The 16,314-nt window shown below is 66.5% G+C and carries 22 protein-coding genes; 19 read left to right on the forward strand and 3 right to left on the reverse strand.

All coding sequences use genetic code 11. The features are described from left to right. Positions 1 to 185 precede the first annotated feature (185 nt). The 17 genes from rplE to rplQ are packed head-to-tail and all read left to right on the forward strand — an operon-like array spanning position 186 to position 8,716. Positions 186 to 749, forward strand: coding sequence for a 50S ribosomal protein L5 (rplE, locus tag MLE64_RS08535; RefSeq protein WP_243295503.1), 564 nt, complete (start codon positions 186 to 188; stop codon positions 747 to 749). A gap of 18 nt (positions 750 to 767) precedes the next feature. Beyond that, positions 768 to 953, forward strand: coding sequence for a type Z 30S ribosomal protein S14 (locus tag MLE64_RS08540; protein ID WP_026852743.1), 186 nt, complete (start codon positions 768 to 770; stop codon positions 951 to 953). Positions 954 to 965: 12 nt separating this feature from the next. Further along, a complete protein-coding gene (gene rpsH / locus MLE64_RS08545; RefSeq protein WP_243288432.1) occupies positions 966 to 1,361 on the forward strand; it encodes a 30S ribosomal protein S8 in 396 nt (131 codons plus the stop codon). 48 nt (positions 1,362 to 1,409) lie between these two features. Beyond that, positions 1,410 to 1,946, forward strand: a complete 537-nt coding sequence (gene rplF, locus MLE64_RS08550; RefSeq protein ID WP_243317346.1) for a 50S ribosomal protein L6 — start codon at positions 1,410 to 1,412, stop codon at positions 1,944 to 1,946. Positions 1,947 to 1,955: 9 nt separating this feature from the next. After that, complete coding sequence (gene rplR, locus MLE64_RS08555) at positions 1,956 to 2,318, forward strand: 50S ribosomal protein L18 (RefSeq protein WP_243317347.1); 363 nt, start codon at positions 1,956 to 1,958, stop codon at positions 2,316 to 2,318. Between the two features lie 9 nt (positions 2,319 to 2,327). After that, entirely contained in the window at positions 2,328 to 2,855 is a 528-nt protein-coding gene (gene rpsE, locus MLE64_RS08560; protein WP_243288429.1) for a 30S ribosomal protein S5, read from the forward strand. Position 2,856: 1 nt separating this feature from the next. After that, positions 2,857 to 3,054, forward strand: coding sequence for a 50S ribosomal protein L30 (gene rpmD, locus MLE64_RS08565; RefSeq protein ID WP_043483639.1), 198 nt, complete (start codon positions 2,857 to 2,859; stop codon positions 3,052 to 3,054). Positions 3,055 to 3,057: 3 nt separating this feature from the next. Further along, positions 3,058 to 3,519, forward strand: coding sequence for a 50S ribosomal protein L15 (rplO, locus tag MLE64_RS08570; protein WP_243317348.1), 462 nt, complete (start codon positions 3,058 to 3,060; stop codon positions 3,517 to 3,519). Between the two features lie 6 nt (positions 3,520 to 3,525). Further along, the gene (gene secY, locus MLE64_RS08575; protein ID WP_243317349.1) at positions 3,526 to 4,881 is read left to right on the forward strand and encodes a preprotein translocase subunit SecY; all 1,356 of its coding nucleotides are present in this window, start codon (positions 3,526 to 3,528) and stop codon (positions 4,879 to 4,881) included. Next, entirely contained in the window at positions 4,878 to 5,537 is a 660-nt protein-coding gene (locus MLE64_RS08580; RefSeq protein WP_243317350.1) for an adenylate kinase, read from the forward strand. Before secY ends, MLE64_RS08580 begins: the two co-directional genes overlap by 4 nt. Further along, positions 5,534 to 5,752, forward strand: coding sequence for a translation initiation factor IF-1 (infA, locus tag MLE64_RS08585; RefSeq protein ID WP_026852734.1), 219 nt, complete (start codon positions 5,534 to 5,536; stop codon positions 5,750 to 5,752). Before MLE64_RS08580 ends, infA begins: the two co-directional genes overlap by 4 nt. 18 nt (positions 5,753 to 5,770) lie before the next feature. After that, a complete protein-coding gene (gene rpmJ, locus MLE64_RS08590) occupies positions 5,771 to 5,887 on the forward strand; it encodes a 50S ribosomal protein L36 (protein ID WP_243288424.1) in 117 nt (38 codons plus the stop codon). Positions 5,888 to 5,896: 9 nt separating this feature from the next. Beyond that, on the forward strand, positions 5,897 to 6,265 hold the full coding sequence (gene rpsM, locus MLE64_RS08595; RefSeq protein WP_243317351.1) for a 30S ribosomal protein S13: 369 nt from the start codon (positions 5,897 to 5,899) through the stop codon (positions 6,263 to 6,265). 12 nt (positions 6,266 to 6,277) lie between these two features. Next, complete coding sequence (gene rpsK, locus MLE64_RS08600) at positions 6,278 to 6,685, forward strand: 30S ribosomal protein S11 (RefSeq protein WP_026852731.1); 408 nt, start codon at positions 6,278 to 6,280, stop codon at positions 6,683 to 6,685. A gap of 15 nt (positions 6,686 to 6,700) precedes the next feature. Further along, positions 6,701 to 7,333 (forward strand): 30S ribosomal protein S4, encoded by a 633-nt coding sequence (gene rpsD, locus MLE64_RS08605; protein ID WP_243317352.1) that lies wholly within the window; start codon positions 6,701 to 6,703, stop codon positions 7,331 to 7,333. Positions 7,334 to 7,342: 9 nt separating this feature from the next. After that, a complete protein-coding gene (locus tag MLE64_RS08610) occupies positions 7,343 to 8,314 on the forward strand; it encodes a DNA-directed RNA polymerase subunit alpha (RefSeq protein WP_243288422.1) in 972 nt (323 codons plus the stop codon). A 9-nt stretch (positions 8,315 to 8,323) separates the two neighbouring features. Beyond that, the gene (gene rplQ, locus MLE64_RS08615; RefSeq protein WP_243288421.1) at positions 8,324 to 8,716 is read left to right on the forward strand and encodes a 50S ribosomal protein L17; all 393 of its coding nucleotides are present in this window, start codon (positions 8,324 to 8,326) and stop codon (positions 8,714 to 8,716) included. 57 nt (positions 8,717 to 8,773) lie between these two features. Here rplQ and MLE64_RS08620 read toward each other — a convergent pair whose 3' ends face one another. Both MLE64_RS08620 and MLE64_RS08625 read right to left on the reverse strand, forming a co-directional pair. Continuing rightward, positions 8,774 to 10,231 (reverse strand): serine/threonine protein kinase, encoded by a 1,458-nt coding sequence (locus MLE64_RS08620; RefSeq protein ID WP_243317353.1) that lies wholly within the window; start codon positions 10,229 to 10,231, stop codon positions 8,774 to 8,776. A gap of 1 nt (position 10,232) precedes the next feature. Continuing rightward, the gene (locus MLE64_RS08625) at positions 10,233 to 10,973 is read right to left on the reverse strand and encodes a metallophosphoesterase family protein (RefSeq protein WP_243317354.1); all 741 of its coding nucleotides are present in this window, start codon (positions 10,971 to 10,973) and stop codon (positions 10,233 to 10,235) included. Between the two features lie 527 nt (positions 10,974 to 11,500). Here MLE64_RS08625 and MLE64_RS08630 point away from each other — a divergent pair. Together MLE64_RS08630 and acs are read left to right on the forward strand one after the other, a co-directional pair. Next, positions 11,501 to 13,162: an MFS transporter gene (locus MLE64_RS08630; protein ID WP_243317355.1), complete on the forward strand. Its 1,662-nt coding sequence runs from the start codon at positions 11,501 to 11,503 to the stop codon at positions 13,160 to 13,162. Between the two features lie 285 nt (positions 13,163 to 13,447). Next, positions 13,448 to 15,394 (forward strand): acetate--CoA ligase, encoded by a 1,947-nt coding sequence (acs, locus tag MLE64_RS08635; RefSeq protein WP_243317356.1) that lies wholly within the window; start codon positions 13,448 to 13,450, stop codon positions 15,392 to 15,394. A 103-nt stretch (positions 15,395 to 15,497) separates the two neighbouring features. On the opposite strand, the gene MLE64_RS08640 is transcribed toward acs, so the two are convergent. Further along, positions 15,498 to 16,313, reverse strand: coding sequence for a purine-nucleoside phosphorylase (locus tag MLE64_RS08640; protein WP_243317357.1), 816 nt, complete (start codon positions 16,311 to 16,313; stop codon positions 15,498 to 15,500). Position 16,314: the final 1 nt, after the last annotated feature.

Raw genomic sequence — 16,314 nt, forward strand, 5'->3', positions numbered from 1 at the left:
CGCTTTCCATCTTCCTTACTTCATGGGAAGATCTTCGTTCTGCCCCGTGCGCGGGGTGGGAATCCACGGCGCATATCGCGCCATGACAACTGAGGTTGGGGGGAAACGGGCCGGACCGCCGTCCCAAGCCCCCCCGCCCTCCCGAACCCCTGGGGCATAGCCGCCCCACGGAAATGGAGGCATCCATGACTGCCAAGCAGGACCACGCGGAGCCCCGCGTCAAGGCTCGCTACCACCAGGAGGTGGTGTCGAAGCTCAAGGAGGAGTTCGCTTTCTCCTCCGCCATGCAGGTGCCCCGCCTGCAGAAGATCGTCATCAACATGGGCGTCGGCGACGCCATCCAGAACATCAAGGTCCTGGACGTGGCTGTTGACGAGCTGACCGCCATCGCTGGCCAGAAGGCCGTCGTGCGCAAGGCCAAGAAGAGCGTCGCCCAGTTCAAGCTGCGCGCCGGCATGCCCATCGCCTGCATGGTGACCCTGCGCGGTCCCCGCATGTGGGAGTTCTTCGACCGCCTGGTGACCCTGTCCCTTCCCCGCGTCCGCGACTTCCGCGGCGTGCCCACCAAGTCCTTCGACGGCCGCGGCAACTACACGCTGGGCCTCAAGGATCAGCTGATCTTCCAGGAGATCGACTACGCCAAGGTGGACAAGATGAAGGGCATGAACATCACCTTCGTGACCACCGCCAAGAACGACGCCGAAGCGCGGGCCCTGCTGGCCCACCTCGGTATGCCCTTCCGCAAATAGGCTAAGGAGATCATACCGATGGCCAAGATTTCCAAAATCGTCAAGGATTCGCGCAAGCCGAAGTTCTCGACCCAGCACCGCAACCGCTGCAAGTGCTGCGGCCGGCCCCGGGGCTTCATGCGCAAGTTTGAACTCTGCCGTCTGTGCTTCCGCAAGTTCGCCCTCAACGGCGAGCTGCCGGGCGTCCAGAAGTCGAGCTGGTAAGGAGAGGGGACCATGCATACCGATCCCATCGCTGACTACCTCACCCGCATCCGCAACGGCATCATGGCCGGTCACGATGCCGTGGTGGTGCCCGCCTCCAAGATCAAGGCTGGCCTCTGCGGCATCCTGAAGCAGGAGGGCTACATCCATTCCTTCAAGCAGGTGGAGCACGAGGGCCGCGCGTACCTCATCCTCAACCTCAAGTACGTGAAGGACAAGGAGAACGTGATCCACGGCCTGCGCCGCGTGTCCCGCCCCGGCCTGCGCATCTACTCCGGCGCGCAGGAGATCCCCGAGGTCCACGGCGGCCTCGGCATCGCCATCCTGTCCACCCCGAAGGGCCTCCTGACGGGCAAGGACGCCAAGAAGCAGAACGTCGGCGGCGAAGTCCTCGCCCACGTCTGGTAACCCATCCTGAAATGGGCGGCATCGCCGCCCTCATCTAAGGAATCCACCATGTCTCGAATCGGAAAGAAGCCCGTGACGCTGCCCAAGGGCGTGAAGGTCACAGTCACCGGGTCCGAGGCCGTCGTCGAGGGCGCCAAGGGCAAGCTCACCTGCCCGATCCCCACCGGGATCACCCTCGAAGTCCAGGCCGACTCCGTGAACCTCACCCGCGTCAACGATGAGCCCCAGACCCGTGCCTACCACGGCCTGACCCGCGCCCTGCTCGGCAACGCCGTCACTGGCGTGACCGAGGGCTGGAAGAAGGAGCTGGACATCGTCGGCGTCGGCTACAAGGCCGCCATGGACGGCGCCAAGCTCAACCTCGAGCTGGGCTACAGCCATCCCATCAAGTACGAGGCTCCCGCGGGCATCCAGATGGCCGTCGAGAAGGCCACCCACATCGTCGTGACCGGCATCGACCGGCAGCTGGTGGGCCAGGTCGCCGCCGACATCCGGAAGTTCCGCAAGCCCGAGCCTTACAAGGGCAAGGGCGTCATGTACACCGGCGAAGTCATCCGCCGCAAGGCCGGCAAGACCGGGAAGTAAGGGGAACCCATGGCGAACGATATCAACATTCGGCGTGACAAGACCAAGGCCCGCATCCGCGGCCGCGTGAGCGGCACGCCCGAGCGGCCCCGCCTCACCATCTACAAGAGCCTGAAGCGCATCTACGTGCAGGCGGTGGACGACAGCAAGGGCATCACCCTGGCCTCCGCCAGCAGCCTCGAGAAGGACCTGCGCGAGAAGCTGAAGAACGGCGCCAACATCGAAGCCGCCAAGGCCGTCGGTGCCAGCATCGCCGCCCGCCTGAAGGAGAAGGGCATCACGTCCGTGGTGTTCGACCGGAACGGCTACGTCTACCACGGCCGCGTCAAGGCGCTGGCTGACAGCGCCCGCGAAGCCGGGCTCCAGTTCTAGGGGATCACCATGGCGACTGCAGAGCTCAAGGACAACAAGGAAACCCGCAACAACCCCGAAGCCGGGGAATTCAAGGACCAGGTCATCTACGTGGGCCGCGTCACCAAGGTGGTGAAGGGGGGCAAGAACTTCTCCTTCTCCGCGCTGGTGGTCGTGGGCGACGGCAACGGTAAGGTCGGCTTCGGTCTCGGCAAGGCCCTGGAAGTGCCCTCCGCGATCAAGAAGGGCATCGAGAGCGCCAAGCGCAACATGATCAAGGTCCCCCTCACCTCGAACGGCAGCCTGCCGCACCCGGTGACGGGCATCTTCGGTTCCGGCAGCGTGCTGCTGAAGCCGGCCCCCGAGGGCACCGGCATCATCGCCGGCGCCGCGGTGCGCGCCATCATGGAGGCCGCCGGCGTCCACAACGTGCTGACGAAGAGCCTGGGCTCCTCCAACCCCCACAACGTGGTTCGCGCCACGTTCGAAGGGCTGAAGGACCTCATGGATCCCTACACGGTCCTGACCAACCGGGGCCTGGACCAGGCGGAGGTTTAACATGTCGCAGTTCATCGGCAAGCAGGTGGTGCTGACCCTCAAGCGCTCCATCATCTGCACCACTCCCAAGCACCGGGCCTTCATGCAGACCCTCGGTCTGAAGCGCCCCGGCGATACCCGCGAATGCGAATACACCCCCAACGTCCACGGGATGGTCAAGCTCGTCCCGCATCTCATCGACGTTCAGGTGAAGGGGTAGGTCATGAAGCTCAACGAACTCAAGCCCGCTGAGGGCGCCACCAAGACCCGCAAGCGCCTGGGCCGCGGCAAGGGCTCCGGCCTCGGCAAGACGTCCGGCCGCGGCGAGAAGGGCCAGAAGTCCCGGTCCGGCTATCGCAGCAAGCGCGGTTTCGAGGGCGGCCAGATGCCCCTCGTCCGCCGCCTGCCCAAGCGCGGTTTCACCAACATCTTCGCTCCCGAGACCAAGGAGATCACCCTCAGCCTCATCTCCATCCACTTCAAGGATGGCGAGACGGTCTGTCTGGATGCCCTGCGGGACAAGAAGCTCGTCAACTCCCGCGTCGAGAAGATCGTGGTGCTGGCCAGCGGCGAACTCACCACCAAGGTGAACGTCGTGGCCGACCGCATCACCAAGGGCGCCCGTGAAGCCATCCTGGCCAAGGGTGGCACGATCCAGGAGCCCGTCGCGAAGTCTGCCGAGTAACGGCCGATGAACCGCCTCAAGAACCTCTTCGCAATCCCGGAGCTGCGCAAGCGGCTCCTCTTCACCCTCATCCTCCTGGCCATCTACCGCCTGGGGGTGCACGTCAGCGTGCCGGGGGTGAACGCCGAGAACCTGGCTGCCGCGCTCAAGCGCGGCGGCGGCGGGCTCTTCGACGTCGTCGACCTGTTCTCCGGTGGTGCGTTCAAGAAGTTCTCGGTCTTCGCCCTCGGCATCGCCCCCTACATCACGGCCAGCATCGTGCTGCAGCTGATGGGGGCCGTGGTGCCCTACCTGGAGAACCTCCAGAAGAAGGAAGGCGAAGCCGGCCGGCAGAAGATCACCCAGTGGACCCGCTACCTTACCGTGCTCCTGGCCTTCATCCAGGGCATGGGCATCGCCTCCCTGGCCCAGAGCCAGAATGCGCCGGGCCTCGAGGTGGTGACCAGCGCCATCTCGCCGACCGCCTTCCGCTTCCTGGCGGCTTTCACGCTGTCCGTGGGCACGATCTTCGTCATGTGGATCGGCGAGCAGATCACCGAGCGGGGCATCGGCAACGGCATCAGCCTGCTGATCTTCGCCGGCATCGTCGCGGGCCTGCCCCAGGGCCTCACCACCCTGACCGTGATGATCACCCAGTCCCTGAAGAACGCCCCGAACGTCCCGCCCCCGGGCATCTTCATCCTGCTCATCGGGGCCATGACCGTGGTGCTGCTGGCGGTGGTGCTGGTGGAGAACGCCTACCGGCGCATCCCCATCCACTACGCCCGCCGGGCCGACTCGGCCGGCATGTCCAGCCAACGCAGTTCTTACATGCCTTTGAAGGTGAACACCGCCGGCGTGATGCCCGTCATCTTCGCCAGCTCGGTGATCTTCTTCCCCGCCACCATCGCCCAGTTCACCCGCTGGGAGTGGCTGGCCAAGGCGGCGGCCTACCTCAGCCCCCAGACCCACTTCTGGATCTACACGCCGGTCTTCGTGGGGGTGACGGTCTTCTTCTCCTTCTTCTACACCAGCATCGTCTTCAACCCCGATGAGACCGCCGAGAACATGAAGCGGTCCGGGGGCTACATCCCGGGCATCCGCCCCGGCAAGGAGACCAGCGTCTTCATGGACAGCATCCTGTCCAAGCTGACCTTCGTGGGCGCCATCTACCTGGCCCTGGTCTCCATCGTGCCCCTGCTCATCACCAACAACATCCAGGGCCTCAACTTCTACTTCGGCGGCACCAGCCTGCTGATCGTGGTGGGCGTGGCCATGGACAGCGCGGCCCAGCTGGAGAGCCTGCTGGTCATGCGCCGCTACGACGGATTCCTCGAGAAGGGCCGCATCCGCGGTCGTTCCACCCGCAGGGGTGAGGCATGAGTCTGACTGCGAACATCCTCCTCGGGGCCCCGGGCTCCGGGAAGGGCACCCAGGCCAAGCGCCTGGTGGAAACATTCTCTTTGACTCACCTCTCAACCGGTGACATTCTGAGAGATGCCGTCTCGAAAGGGACGGAGATCGGCCTGAGGGCGAAAGCCATCATGGCCGAGGGAAAACTGGTGGACGACGACACCGTCAACGGCCTTGTCTTCGCGCGGCTGCTGGACGAGACCTCCGACGTGCTGTTCGACGGCTACCCACGTACCCTTCAGCAAGCTCAAGCCCTGGAAGACTTCCTCTCCTCCAAGGGCATGAAGACGGGTCACGTGGTGCTGGTCGATGTCCCCCAGGATGTGCTGGAAGCCCGCGTGGTGGGCCGGCGCGTCTGCAGCAACAACGCCTGCGGCGCCATCTACCACCTGGAATCCAAGCCTCCCAAGCAGGCCGGTGTCTGCGATGTGTGCGGAAGTCCCCTGAAGCACCGTTCTGACGACACCGCAGAAGCCTTCCGGAGCCGGATGGGCGAGTTCCACTCGACCTTCCAGCCGCTCCTGGGTTTCTACAAGCATCGGCCGACCTTCCGGAGCGTGGATGGCAATCGCGCCCCGGAGCTGGTGTTTGATTCGCTGCGTCACGTCTTCGGAGAGCGCGCTTGAGCAAAGAAGAAGCCATTGAGCTCGAAGCCACAGTGGTCGAGGCCTTGCCCAACGCGGTATTCCGGGTCGAACTGGAAAACAAGCACCAGGTGCTGGCGCACATCAGCGGGAAGATGCGCAAGAACTTCATCCGCATCCTCCCCGGTGACCGGGTCCTCGTCGAGGTCACCCCTTACGACCTGACCCGCGGCCGCATCATCTACCGATTCAAGTAAACGACACGAGAGGACACCATGAAAGTTCGGCCCTCCATCAAGAAGCTGTGCGAGCACTGCAAAGTGGTCCGGCGCGAAGGCATCAACCGGATCATCTGCAAGAAGAACCCCAAGCACAAGCAGCGTCAGGGTTAAGGAGACACGATGGCACGCATCGCAGGCATTGATCTGCCCATCGGCAAGCGCATCGAGATCGCGCTCACCTACATTTTCGGCATCGGGCGCGCCAAGGCGCACAGCATCCTGACCCGCGCCAAGGTTGATTTCGGCACGAAGGTGCGCGACCTGACCGAGGACGAGGTCGGCCGCATCCGCCGCGTCATCACCGCCGAGGAGACTGTGGAGGGCGACCTCCGCAAGAACATCGCCCTCGACATCAAGCGGCTCATGGACATCGGCTGCTACCGCGGCCTGCGCCACCGGAAGGGTCTGCCCGTCCGTGGCCAGCGCACGCACACCAACGCCCGCACCCGCAAGGGCAAGCGGCGCACCGTGGCCGGCAAGAAGAAGTAAGGCGAGGAGACCATGGCCAAGACTCAGACCCGGACCGCCGGCAAGAAGGTGGTCAAGAAGAAGGAAAAGAAGAACGTCCCCCACGGCGTGGCTCACGTCCAGGCGTCCTTCAACAACACCATCATCTCCATCTCCGATCCGATGGGGAACATGCTCTGCTGGGCTTCCAGCGGCAACCAGAACTTCCGCGGCACGCGCAAGGGCACGCCCTTCGCGGCCCAGGTGGCCGCCGGCGTCTGCGCCGAGGCCGCCAAGGAGCAGGGCGTCCGCTCGGTGGACGTCCGCGTCAAGGGCCCCGGTGCGGGCCGTGAGAGCGCCATCCGCGCCCTCAACGCCGCCGGCATCCAGGTGACCAGCATCCGCGACGTCACCCCCATCCCCCACAACGGCTGCCGGCCGCCCAAGCGGCGCCGGGTTTAAGAGAGGAGGAGAGACATGGCACGTTACACAGACGCCGTTTGCCGCCTCTGCCGCCGCGAGGGCATGAAGCTTTATCTCAAGGGCGAGCGCTGCTTCAAGGAGAAGTGCTCCTTCGAGACCCGCAAGGGCAAGATCCCCGGCCAGCACGGCGCGGGGAAGATCAAGAAGCCCACCGGCTACGCCCTGCAGCTCCGCGAGAAGCAGAAGGTGAAGCGCATCTACGGTGTGCTCGAGAAGCAGTTCCGCCACTACTTCGAGAAGGCCGACGCCAAGAAGGGCGTCACCGGCCACAATCTGCTCGGGTTCCTCGAGAGCCGCCTGGACAACGTGGTCTACCGCCTGGGCTTCGCGCCCAGCCGCACCGCCGCGCGCCAGATGGTCATGCACGGCCACGTGCTGGTCAACGGCAAGCGGGTGGACATCCCCTCCTACCAGGTGAAGCCTGGCCAGGCGGTGGAGCTGGGCAAGCGCGCCCGCGAGAACGACGGCGTCAAGACCTCCGTCGAGACCTCCACCGGCCGTGGCATTCCCAAGTGGCTTTCCCTGGACGCCGCCGCCTTCAAGGGCCAGGTGCTCGCCGCGCCGACCCGCGAGGACATCACCCTGGACATCAACGAGCAGCTGATCGTTGAACTGTATTCCAAGTAAGGGGGCAGGATGCTGAACCTCAGCGATTTCCAGAGGCCGCGATTCGCGGAGGTGACCCCCGGGTCCCTCACGGACTCCTACGGAGAATTCGTGGCCTACCCCTTCGAGCGTGGCTTCGCCACGACCGTGGGGCACAGCCTCCGCCGGGTGCTGCTCAGCAGCATCCAGGGGGCGGCTGTCACCAACGTCCGCATCAAGGGCGTCATGCACGAGTTCACCACCCTTCCGGGCGTCTGGGAGGACATCACCCATGTCCTCCTGAACCTCAAGGAAGTGCCGTTCAAGCTGCACAGCCCCGAGCCCCAGACGGTGACCATCTCCGCCAAGGGCGAGGGCACGGTGACCTCGGCCGCCATCCGCTGCAACCAGAACGTGGAGGTCGTGGATCCCAACATCCACATCGCCACCCTGGGCGAAGAGGGCGAGCTGGAGATCGAGATGGTGGTGCGTCTGGGCCGCGGGTTCGTGACCGCGGACCACAACCACGACGAGAGCCTGGGCCTGGGCTTCATCCCCATGGATGCCAACCACAGCCCCATCATCCGCGTGAACTACATCGTCGAACCCGCCCGCGTGGGCCAGAGCACCGACTACGAGAAGCTCACGCTCCAGGTCTGGACCAACGGCGCCGTCAACCCCAAGGAAGCCGTCTCCGACGCAGCCCTCATCCTGCGCGACCACTTCCTCGTGTTCGCCCGCCAGGACGAGGACTTCACCGAGATGGAGATGGGCGCCGCCACCCTGGGCGCCGAGGCCGCCAACACCTGGCTGGGCAAGTCCGTCGAGGAGCTTGAGCTCTCCGTTCGCGCCAACAACTGCCTCCGCAACGCCAACATCACCACCATCGGCGAGCTGGTCCAGCGGACCGAGGCTGAACTGATGAAAACCAAGAACTTCGGCAAGAAGTCGCTCCAGGAGATCAAGGACGAGCTCGCTCGTATCGGCCTCTCCCTCGGCATGCGGCTCGAGCAGGAAGTGTAAGGAGCCCCCATGCGTCACAACGTTTCCGGCAAGCGCCTGGGCCGCACCACCAACCAGCGCAAGGCCCTCATGAAGAACCTCGCGACCGCCCTGATCCAGAGCGAGCGCATCGAGACCACCCTGGTGAAGGCCAAGGAGCTTCGCAGCTTCGTGGAGCCCTTCATCACCCTCGCGAAGACCGATTCGGTTGCCAACCGCCGCCTGGCGATGGCCCGCCTCGGAAGCAAGGACGCCGTGCAGAAGCTCTTCGGCGCCGACTTCCGCAAGCGGTTCGAGAGCCGTCCCGGCGGCTACACCCGCATCCTCAAGATGGCCCATCGCCTCGGCGACGCGGCTGACATGGCCCTCATCGAGTTCGTGGACTACACCCTCCCCGAGCCGAAGGCCGAGGACGCCGAGTAGGATTCCGCCGCAGCCATGGGAACGCCCCGGCCCGCCGGGGCGTTCCCATGTACGGCCTCAGCCCACGGTCCAGGTGCCCTCGCCCTTGTCCTCGGGTTCGTCCTTGAAGTCGGACGTCCGCAGCCGCCGGGCCCGCACCACCGTCACGGTGCAGGGCGCCTGCGCGGCCACCTGGCTGGACACGCTTCCCAGGAGCGTCCGCCGCAGGGAGCTGGCGCGGGCGCCGATGACCACGTGATCCACGTGATTGGCGTTCACGTACTGGAGGATGGCCCCCGCCGGGTCCGGTGACTGCAGGACGTGGAAGCTGATCCGGCCCTCCTCGAGGCCCAGGGGCTCCGCCCAGTGGCGCAGCTCCACGAGCCGCTGCAGGTGGCGGTTCCGGCCTTCGGCGTCCACCTGCTCGTCCAGGGTGATGCGCCCCAGCTTGAACACGTTCAGGCAGGCCACCCGCGCGCCGGGAAGGGCGGGGAGCATGTGGGCCACCATGCTGCGCAGGATGCCGGCGATGGGAGCCGCCTCGGGGGAGAGATCGACCGCCACGGCGAGGATCGGCGCATCACCGTCGCTCCGGCTGGGCGTCTTCCCGCCGGGGAGCACCAGCTCGCGATCGGCGAAGCGGCGCCGGAGCACGGTGGTGAAGGGGTCCTGGCGGAGCTTCTCCGAGCGCGCCGTGAGCTTCACCTGATCCGGGTGGCGGAGGGCCAGGGCCAGGTGGGCCGCGGTGGGATACCGCCAGGCGGGGTGTACCTCCAGGCAGCGCAGGATGATCTCCTGGAGCCAGGGTGGGCAGTCCGGGCGGAGCCGGCGGGGCGGCACCGGATCGCGCCAGATCCGCCGCTTCAGGCCGGAGAGGCGCTGAGGATCGCCGAAGGGCCGCACGCCCGTGACGAAGAAGTACAGGAGCACGCCCAGCGCGAACTGGTCGCTGCGGGGATCCCGGCGCAGGCCGAGCACCTGCTCCGGCGCCATGTAGGGCGCCGTGCCGTAGGGCAGGCGGAACTCCTCGCCCATCAGGTCGGGCAGCTCCTCGTGGTGGGAGAGCCCGTAGTCGATGAGCACCATCTCCCCGGTGGGCCGCGTGAGGAGGTTGGAGGGCTTCACGTCCAGGTGGACCACGTGCTGGTGGTGGAGGTCGTCCAGCGCCGTGGCGATGCGGGCGCCCAGGGCCGCGACCTCTGGGCAGGCCAGGGGGAGCCGGGTCAGCATGGGCAGGAGGCTGGGACCGGGGATCCGCTCCATCACCAGGTAGGGCTGGAAGCCGGTGGAGCCCGTGGCGATGAACCTGGGCACATGCGGGCCCGATAGCCGGGGAAGGATCATCTGCTCCATCTCGAAGCCGACGATGGCGGCGGGATCCGTGCCCTCCGAAAGCACGGGCGCCTTGACCAGCAGGGGGAAGTCGAACCCGGGATGGGACGCGGCCCAGAGCGAGGCCATGCCGCCCTGGTGGATCCGCTCCCCGACGAGGAAGCCGTCGAGGTTGGTCCCAGGCGCGATGGCCGTCTGCGGCATGTCAGAGCCCTTTCCGGAGGCGGGCTGCAAGGGCGCGCGGGAGGCCGGCTTGCAGGATGGAGGTCGCGGCGGCCTGGAGGTCGTAGGCCACCCGGAAATGGGTGAGCTCGGACGAGGCCGTGTCCAGCATGGCGTAGGCCGCCCCCGGGTGGCCATCGCGGGGCTGGCCCACCGAGCCGATCACGGTCAGCCAGCGGCGGTGGATCGGCAGGGGGATGGGCACGGCGGGGACGGGCTTGAAGGAGACCAACTGCCCCGTGGCGGTGATGCCGTGCAGGGCGGGAATATGCGTGTGCCCGCAGAAGACCACCTGGGCCCGGCTGGCTTCCAGCGCCCGGCGGGCGTCGCGGCCCTCGCGGATGTAGAGCCAGGGCGGGTAGGTCTGGGGGCTGGCGTGCACGTAGAGGCGGGGGCCGTCCTCGAAGCGCAGGGGCAGGCTGGCCAGGAACTCGCGCGCCTCCGGGCCGAGCTGGCCGCGAGTCCAGGCCATGGCGGTCTCGGCGTCGGAGGTCATCGATTCCCGCTCATCGGCCACGGCCTGGTCATGGTTGCCCGCCACCGCGATGGCGCCCCGGCTCACCTCGGCCTGGATGCGCTCCACCACGTCGTTCGGCTGGGCGCCGTAGCCCACGTAGTCGCCGAGAAAGACGAGCCGCTCCGCGCCCCGTGTCCGGGCGTGCTCCAGGCAGGCCTCCAGCGCGAGCCGGTTGGCATGGATATCCGCCAGGAGGGCGATGCGCATGGGGGCATCCGGAAGGGGTGGAGGGTCAGGGACCATCATAGGGGCTTGAGCGCGCCGGAGTCCGGTTCTCTCGCCCCCGCGAACCCATGCCGCGCCGTGGAGGCGCGGAATCTGACAACCCCTGTCGGCAGGGTCGCGAATGACGCCTTCCCGCGCTCGGCGCGTAACTTGAAGGCGATCACAAGGTCGCTTTAGAGCGGGAGTTGCGGCAAAATTTCCCGCCCTAAAAAAAATGGGTCTCCGGACATGGACTTGCTTGACCCGGAGGAAAGGAGTGCGTTAGCTAGTGGACAGCCAACCCAATCCAACCTGTTCCGCGGGGCATGTCCGCCGCGAACCCATAACGATCCGTCGCATTCGGCCTGGAGCCATCCAGGCGTACTCAGACCACCATCACCGGCTCAGGCCGGCCTCACGAAAGGGGATTTCGAAAGGTTCCGCACCTGAGCTGCCATCCGGCTCGACCACGAGAAGGACCACTGAACGCCCAGCTTCAACCGAAGGAACATTCAAGGAGGCAACACGACATGGCCATCGTAACCGAGCAAATCGCCACCAAGACCCCGCTCACCAAAGAAGAACGCATGGTGATCGTCGCCTCGTCCGTGGGGACGGTGTTCGAGTGGTACGACTTCTACCTCTACGCCACGCTGGCGCCGTTCTTCGCCCACCTGTTCTTCCCCAAGGGGAATGACACGGCCGCCCTGCTGTCCGCCTTCGCGGCCTACGCGGCGGGCTTCCTGGTCCGACCCTTCGGCGCCCTGGTGTTCGGCCGCATCGGCGACCTCATCGGCCGCAAGTACACGTTCCTCGTGACCATCATGGTCATGGGCCTCTCCACCTTCGGCGTGGGCCTCCTGCCCACCTTCGAGACCGTGGGCTGGCTGGCGCCCATCATCATGGTGACGCTGCGCCTCCTGCAGGGCCTGGCCCTCGGCGGTGAGTACGGCGGCGCCGCGACCTACGTGGCGGAGCACTCCGCCCACGACCGCCGCGGCTACAACACGAGCTGGATCCAGACCACGGCCACCGTGGGCTTCTTCCTCTGCCTCGGCATCATCATGGCCTGCCGCGGCGGCATGACGAAGGAAGCCTTCGCCGTCTGGGGCTGGCGCATCCCCTTCCTGGTGTCCATCATCCTGCTCGGTGTGTCCGTCTGGATCCGCCTGAAGCTGCACGAGTCGCCGATCTTCACCAAGATGAAGGCCGAGGGCAAGACCTCCAAGGCCCCCCTCAGCGACAGCTTCCTGAAGTACCCCAACAACAAGTACGCGCTGCTCGCCCTCCTCGGCGCCACCGCGGGCCAGGGCGTGGTGTGGTACACCGGCCAGTTCTACGCGCTCTTCTTCATGCAGATCACGCTGAAGCTGGACTACCAGACCACCTACATGCTCATCGGCGCCTCCCTGCTGCTGGGCACGCCCTTCTTCATCTTCTTCGGCTGGCTGTCGGACAAGATCGGCCGCCTGAAGATCATCCTGGCGGGCTGCCTCATCGCCGCCGTCACCTTCTTCCCCCTGTTCAAGCAGCTGACCCACTATGTGAACCCGGCCCTGGAGACCTTCCAGAACAGCACCGTGATCACGGTGGCCGGCAATCCCAAGGACGAGACCTTCAACCTCTTCGTCGGCCCCTGGAGCAAGTTCACGGAGCTGGACCGCGTGAACGACTTCTTCGGCAAGCAGGGCCTCAACTTCACCAAGGTGGCGCCCGAGGCCGGCAAGATGGTGGTCGCCACCATCCAGGGCCGGAACGCCGCCACGGGCCAGGTCACCACCACCCGGGTGGAAGGCTGGAGCGCGGCCTCGGAAGGCGCCCTCAAGAAGGCTCTGAACGACCTCGGCTATCCCAAGGAAGCCGACAAGTCCAAGGTCAACTACCCCATGACCCTCCTGATCCTGTTCGTCTTCCTCATCTACGTGACCATGGTCTACGGGCCCATCGCCGCCTTCCTGGTGGAGCTCTTCCCCACGAACATCCGCTACACCTCCATGTCGCTGCCCTACCACATCGGCAACGGCTGGTTCGGCGGCATGCTGCCCCTCATCGCGACGGCCATCGTGGCGCTGAAGGGCAACATCTACTTCGGGCTTTGGTATCCCGTCGTCGTGGCCCTCATGACCGTGGTGATCGGGGCCCTCTTCCTGAAGGAGACCAAGGACCGCGACATCACCACCTACCAGCATTGATCAGACTTCCCGGCGGCCGGGCCGCCGGGAAGGCAGAAGGGGTCGGGCGGAGGGGACTTCGCCCGACCCCACCTCTTGGGTTCTGGGCACCGGACTGGAGGCTCTACCCGAGGTAACGAGTGCTGGACAAGGGCCGGGGCGGGTCGGAGAATGATCGCCTCCTCCCCCCTTCCAATGTCTTTCACAGCCTGACGGACCTGCGTGGAGATCCAGGCCTCCACCGGCATCCACACGCTCCTCCGCCATTTCCCGCCTTCATTTCACCCTCTGGCACGGAGCCGACCCATGTCCGAAGACCTCTACCCCGTGAAGCCCCACATCCGGGAGCGGGCCCACATCAAGACCATGGAGGAGTACCACCGCCTGTACCGACTGTCCCTGGACAACCCGGAGTGGTTCTGGGGGGAACAGGCCAAGTCCCTCACCTGGTTCCACCCCTGGCAGTCCGTCTTCGACGCGGACTACAACGAAGTGGACTTCTCCTGGTTCCTGGGCGGGCGCCTCAACGCCTGCTTCAACTGCGTGGATCGCCACCTGCCCCACCTGGGCGACAAGGACGCCATCATCTGGGCCCAGGACGAGCCTGGCGTCTACACCCACATCACCTACCGCGACCTCAAGCATCACGTGGCCCGCGTGGCGAACGTCCTCCTGCACAACGGCGTGAAGAAGGGCGACCGGGTCTGCGTCTACATGACGATGATCCCCGAGCTGGTCTACACCATGCTCGCCTGCGCCCGCATCGGCGCTGTGCATTCCGTGGTCTTCGGCGGATTCTCGGCGGAATCCCTGCGGGATCGCATCGTGGATGCCCGCTGCAAGGTCGTGGTGACGGCCAACGAGGGCCTGCGGGGCGGGAAGAAGGTCCCCCTCAAGAAGACCGTGGACCGCGCCATCGAGGGCATGTCCCTGGTGGAGACGGTCCTGGTGGCCCGGCGCACGGACAGCGACGTGCCCATGCAGCCCGGCCGGGACCTGTGGCTGGACGAGGAGGCCGCCCGGCAGCGCTCCACCTGCACCAACGAGTGGATGGGCGCGGAGGACCCCCTCTTCATCCTCTACACCTCCGGCAGCACGGGGAAGCCCAAGGGCCTGCTGCACACCACCGGCGGCTACCTCACCTACGCGGCCTTCACCCACAAGCTGGTCTTCGACTACCACCCCGATGACATCTACCTGTGCGCCGCCGACATCGGCTGGGTCACGGGGCACAGCTACATCGTCTACGGCCCCCTGGCCAACGGCGCCACCACGGTGATCTTCGAATCCACGCCGCTCTATCCGGACGCCGGCCGCTACTGGCAGGTGGTGGACGACCTGGGCGTGAACATCCTCTATACGGCCCCCACGGCCCTGCGCGCGCTGGCCCAGGCGGGCGACAGCTGGATCCACAAGTACAGCCGCAAGTCGCTGCGTATCCTCGGCACCGTGGGAGAGCCCATCAACCCCGAGGTCTGGCGCTGGTACCACGATGTCGTGGGCGAGGGCCGCTGCACCGTGGTGGACACCTGGTGGCAGACCGAGACCGGCGGCATCCTCATCACCCCCCTGCCGGGCGTGACGCCCACCAAGCCCGGCTCGGCGACCCTGCCCTTCTTCGGCGTGAAGCCCGTCATCGTGGATCCCTCCACAGGCGTGCCCATCGAGGGCAACGGGGTTGAGGGGGCCCTCTGCCTGGGCGCCCCCTGGCCGGGCCAGGCCCGGACGGTCCATGGCGACCACAAGCGGTTCCGCGAGACCTACTTCACCCAGTATCCGGGCTACTACTTCACCGGGGACGGCGCCCGGCGGGACGAGGACGGCTACTACTGGATCACCGGCCGCATCGACGACGTGATCAACGTGAGCGGCCACCGCCTCGGCACCGCCGAGGTGGAGAGCGCGCTCGTGGCCCACGAGGCCGTGGCGGAGGCCGCGGTGGTGGGCTATCCGCATCCCATCAAGGGCCAGGGCATCTACTGCTACGTGCTGCTCAACACCGGCTTCGCCGACAACCAGCAGCTCGTCGGCGCCCTCAAGGAGCAGGTGCGGCAGGTCATCGGCGCTTTCGCCTCGCCGGACGTCATCCACATCGCCTCGGGCCTGCCCAAGACCCGCAGCGGCAAGATCATGCGGCGCATCCTCCGCAAGATCGCCTCCAGCGAGTACGACGGCATGGGCGACATCTCCACCCTGGCGGAGCCGGACGTGGTCAGCCGGCTCGTGGAGGAGCATCAAAAGAGCCAGAATTAGTCCGGGGGTCCCGCGCTGCGCGCACACCCCCGGGCCCCCGCGAAGAAGCCCGGCAGAGCCGGGCTTCTTCTTTCCCGTAACAGTGGGGCTGGTGTTCAGGCCACTACAGCGGCAGATCCCTCACGAACGCCCGCACCAGGGCCTCGAAGCGGCCCGCGGCGGCGGCGCCGGCCTCGAGCACTTCCTGGTGGGTGAGGGGCTGGGGCAGGATGCCGGCGGCCATGTTGCAGAGGCAGGAGATTCCGGCCACGCGCATGCCTTCGTGCCGGGCCACGATGGCCTCGGGCACGGTGCTCATGCCCACGGCGTCGGCGCCCATCACCCGGAAGGCCCGGATCTCGGCGGGGGTCTCGTAGCTGGGGCCCGTCAGGCCCAGGTAGACGCCTTCGCGGAGCGTTTGGCCCAGCCGCGCGGCGCAGGCAGCGAGGTGGGCCCGGAAGGTCGGGTCGTAGACCGCCGTCATGTCCGGGAAGCGGGGGCCGGGCGCCACGTTGGGGCCGATGAGGGGGTTGGTGCCGAAGAGGTTGATGTGGTCCGTGAGGGCCATCAGCTCGCCCACGCCGAAAGCGGGGTTGAGGGCCCCTGCGGCGTTGGTGAGCAGGACGGCCTTCGCGCCGAGGCGCCCGTAGAGGCGCATGGGCGTGACGACGAGGGGCATGGGATGGCCCTCGTAGAAGTGGAAGCGCCCCGCCTGGAGGACGATCTTCCGGCCCTCGAACTCGCAGAAGACCAGCTTGCCGCCGTGGCCAGCCACGGTGGGGGCCGGGAAGCCCGGAAGGTCCGTGAAGGGGACGGCCACGCCGGCCTTCGCTTCGGGGCTTTCCGCCAGGGCGCCCAGGCCCGAGCCCAGGACGATGGCGAGATCCGGGACGAAGGGTGCCCGGGCCTGCAGGGCCTGGAGGGCGGAAGCGGCGGTCATG

Source organism: Geothrix paludis, assembly GCF_022808815.1.
In the GTDB taxonomy this organism is placed as follows: domain Bacteria; phylum Acidobacteriota; class Holophagae; order Holophagales; family Holophagaceae; genus Geothrix; species Geothrix paludis.

Excerpts from the sequence above, each read along its gene's own strand:
- rplE (WP_243295503.1), top strand. The coding sequence starts at position 186 with ATGACTGCCAAGCAGGACCACGCGGAGCCCCGCGTCAAGGCTCGCTAC.
- MLE64_RS08540 (WP_026852743.1), top strand. The coding sequence starts at position 768 with ATGGCCAAGATTTCCAAAATCGTCAAGGATTCGCGCAAGCCGAAGTTC.
- rpsH (WP_243288432.1), top strand. The coding sequence starts at position 966 with ATGCATACCGATCCCATCGCTGACTACCTCACCCGCATCCGCAACGGC.
- rplF (WP_243317346.1), top strand. The coding sequence starts at position 1,410 with ATGTCTCGAATCGGAAAGAAGCCCGTGACGCTGCCCAAGGGCGTGAAG.
- rplR (WP_243317347.1), top strand. The coding sequence starts at position 1,956 with ATGGCGAACGATATCAACATTCGGCGTGACAAGACCAAGGCCCGCATC.
- rpsE (WP_243288429.1), top strand. The coding sequence starts at position 2,328 with ATGGCGACTGCAGAGCTCAAGGACAACAAGGAAACCCGCAACAACCCC.
- rpmD (WP_043483639.1), top strand. The coding sequence starts at position 2,857 with ATGTCGCAGTTCATCGGCAAGCAGGTGGTGCTGACCCTCAAGCGCTCC.
- rplO (WP_243317348.1), top strand. The coding sequence starts at position 3,058 with ATGAAGCTCAACGAACTCAAGCCCGCTGAGGGCGCCACCAAGACCCGC.
- secY (WP_243317349.1), top strand. The coding sequence starts at position 3,526 with ATGAACCGCCTCAAGAACCTCTTCGCAATCCCGGAGCTGCGCAAGCGG.
- MLE64_RS08580 (WP_243317350.1), top strand. The coding sequence starts at position 4,878 with ATGAGTCTGACTGCGAACATCCTCCTCGGGGCCCCGGGCTCCGGGAAG.
- rpmJ (WP_243288424.1), top strand. The coding sequence starts at position 5,771 with ATGAAAGTTCGGCCCTCCATCAAGAAGCTGTGCGAGCACTGCAAAGTG.
- rpsM (WP_243317351.1), top strand. The coding sequence starts at position 5,897 with ATGGCACGCATCGCAGGCATTGATCTGCCCATCGGCAAGCGCATCGAG.
- rpsK (WP_026852731.1), top strand. The coding sequence starts at position 6,278 with ATGGCCAAGACTCAGACCCGGACCGCCGGCAAGAAGGTGGTCAAGAAG.
- rpsD (WP_243317352.1), top strand. The coding sequence starts at position 6,701 with ATGGCACGTTACACAGACGCCGTTTGCCGCCTCTGCCGCCGCGAGGGC.
- MLE64_RS08610 (WP_243288422.1), top strand. The coding sequence starts at position 7,343 with ATGCTGAACCTCAGCGATTTCCAGAGGCCGCGATTCGCGGAGGTGACC.
- rplQ (WP_243288421.1), top strand. The coding sequence starts at position 8,324 with ATGCGTCACAACGTTTCCGGCAAGCGCCTGGGCCGCACCACCAACCAG.
- MLE64_RS08620 (WP_243317353.1), bottom strand. The coding sequence starts at position 10,231 with ATGCCGCAGACGGCCATCGCGCCTGGGACCAACCTCGACGGCTTCCTC.
- MLE64_RS08625 (WP_243317354.1), bottom strand. The coding sequence starts at position 10,973 with ATGCGCATCGCCCTCCTGGCGGATATCCATGCCAACCGGCTCGCGCTG.
- MLE64_RS08630 (WP_243317355.1), top strand. The coding sequence starts at position 11,501 with ATGGCCATCGTAACCGAGCAAATCGCCACCAAGACCCCGCTCACCAAA.
- acs (WP_243317356.1), top strand. The coding sequence starts at position 13,448 with ATGTCCGAAGACCTCTACCCCGTGAAGCCCCACATCCGGGAGCGGGCC.
- MLE64_RS08640 (WP_243317357.1), bottom strand. The coding sequence starts at position 16,313 with ATGACCGCCGCTTCCGCCCTCCAGGCCCTGCAGGCCCGGGCACCCTTC.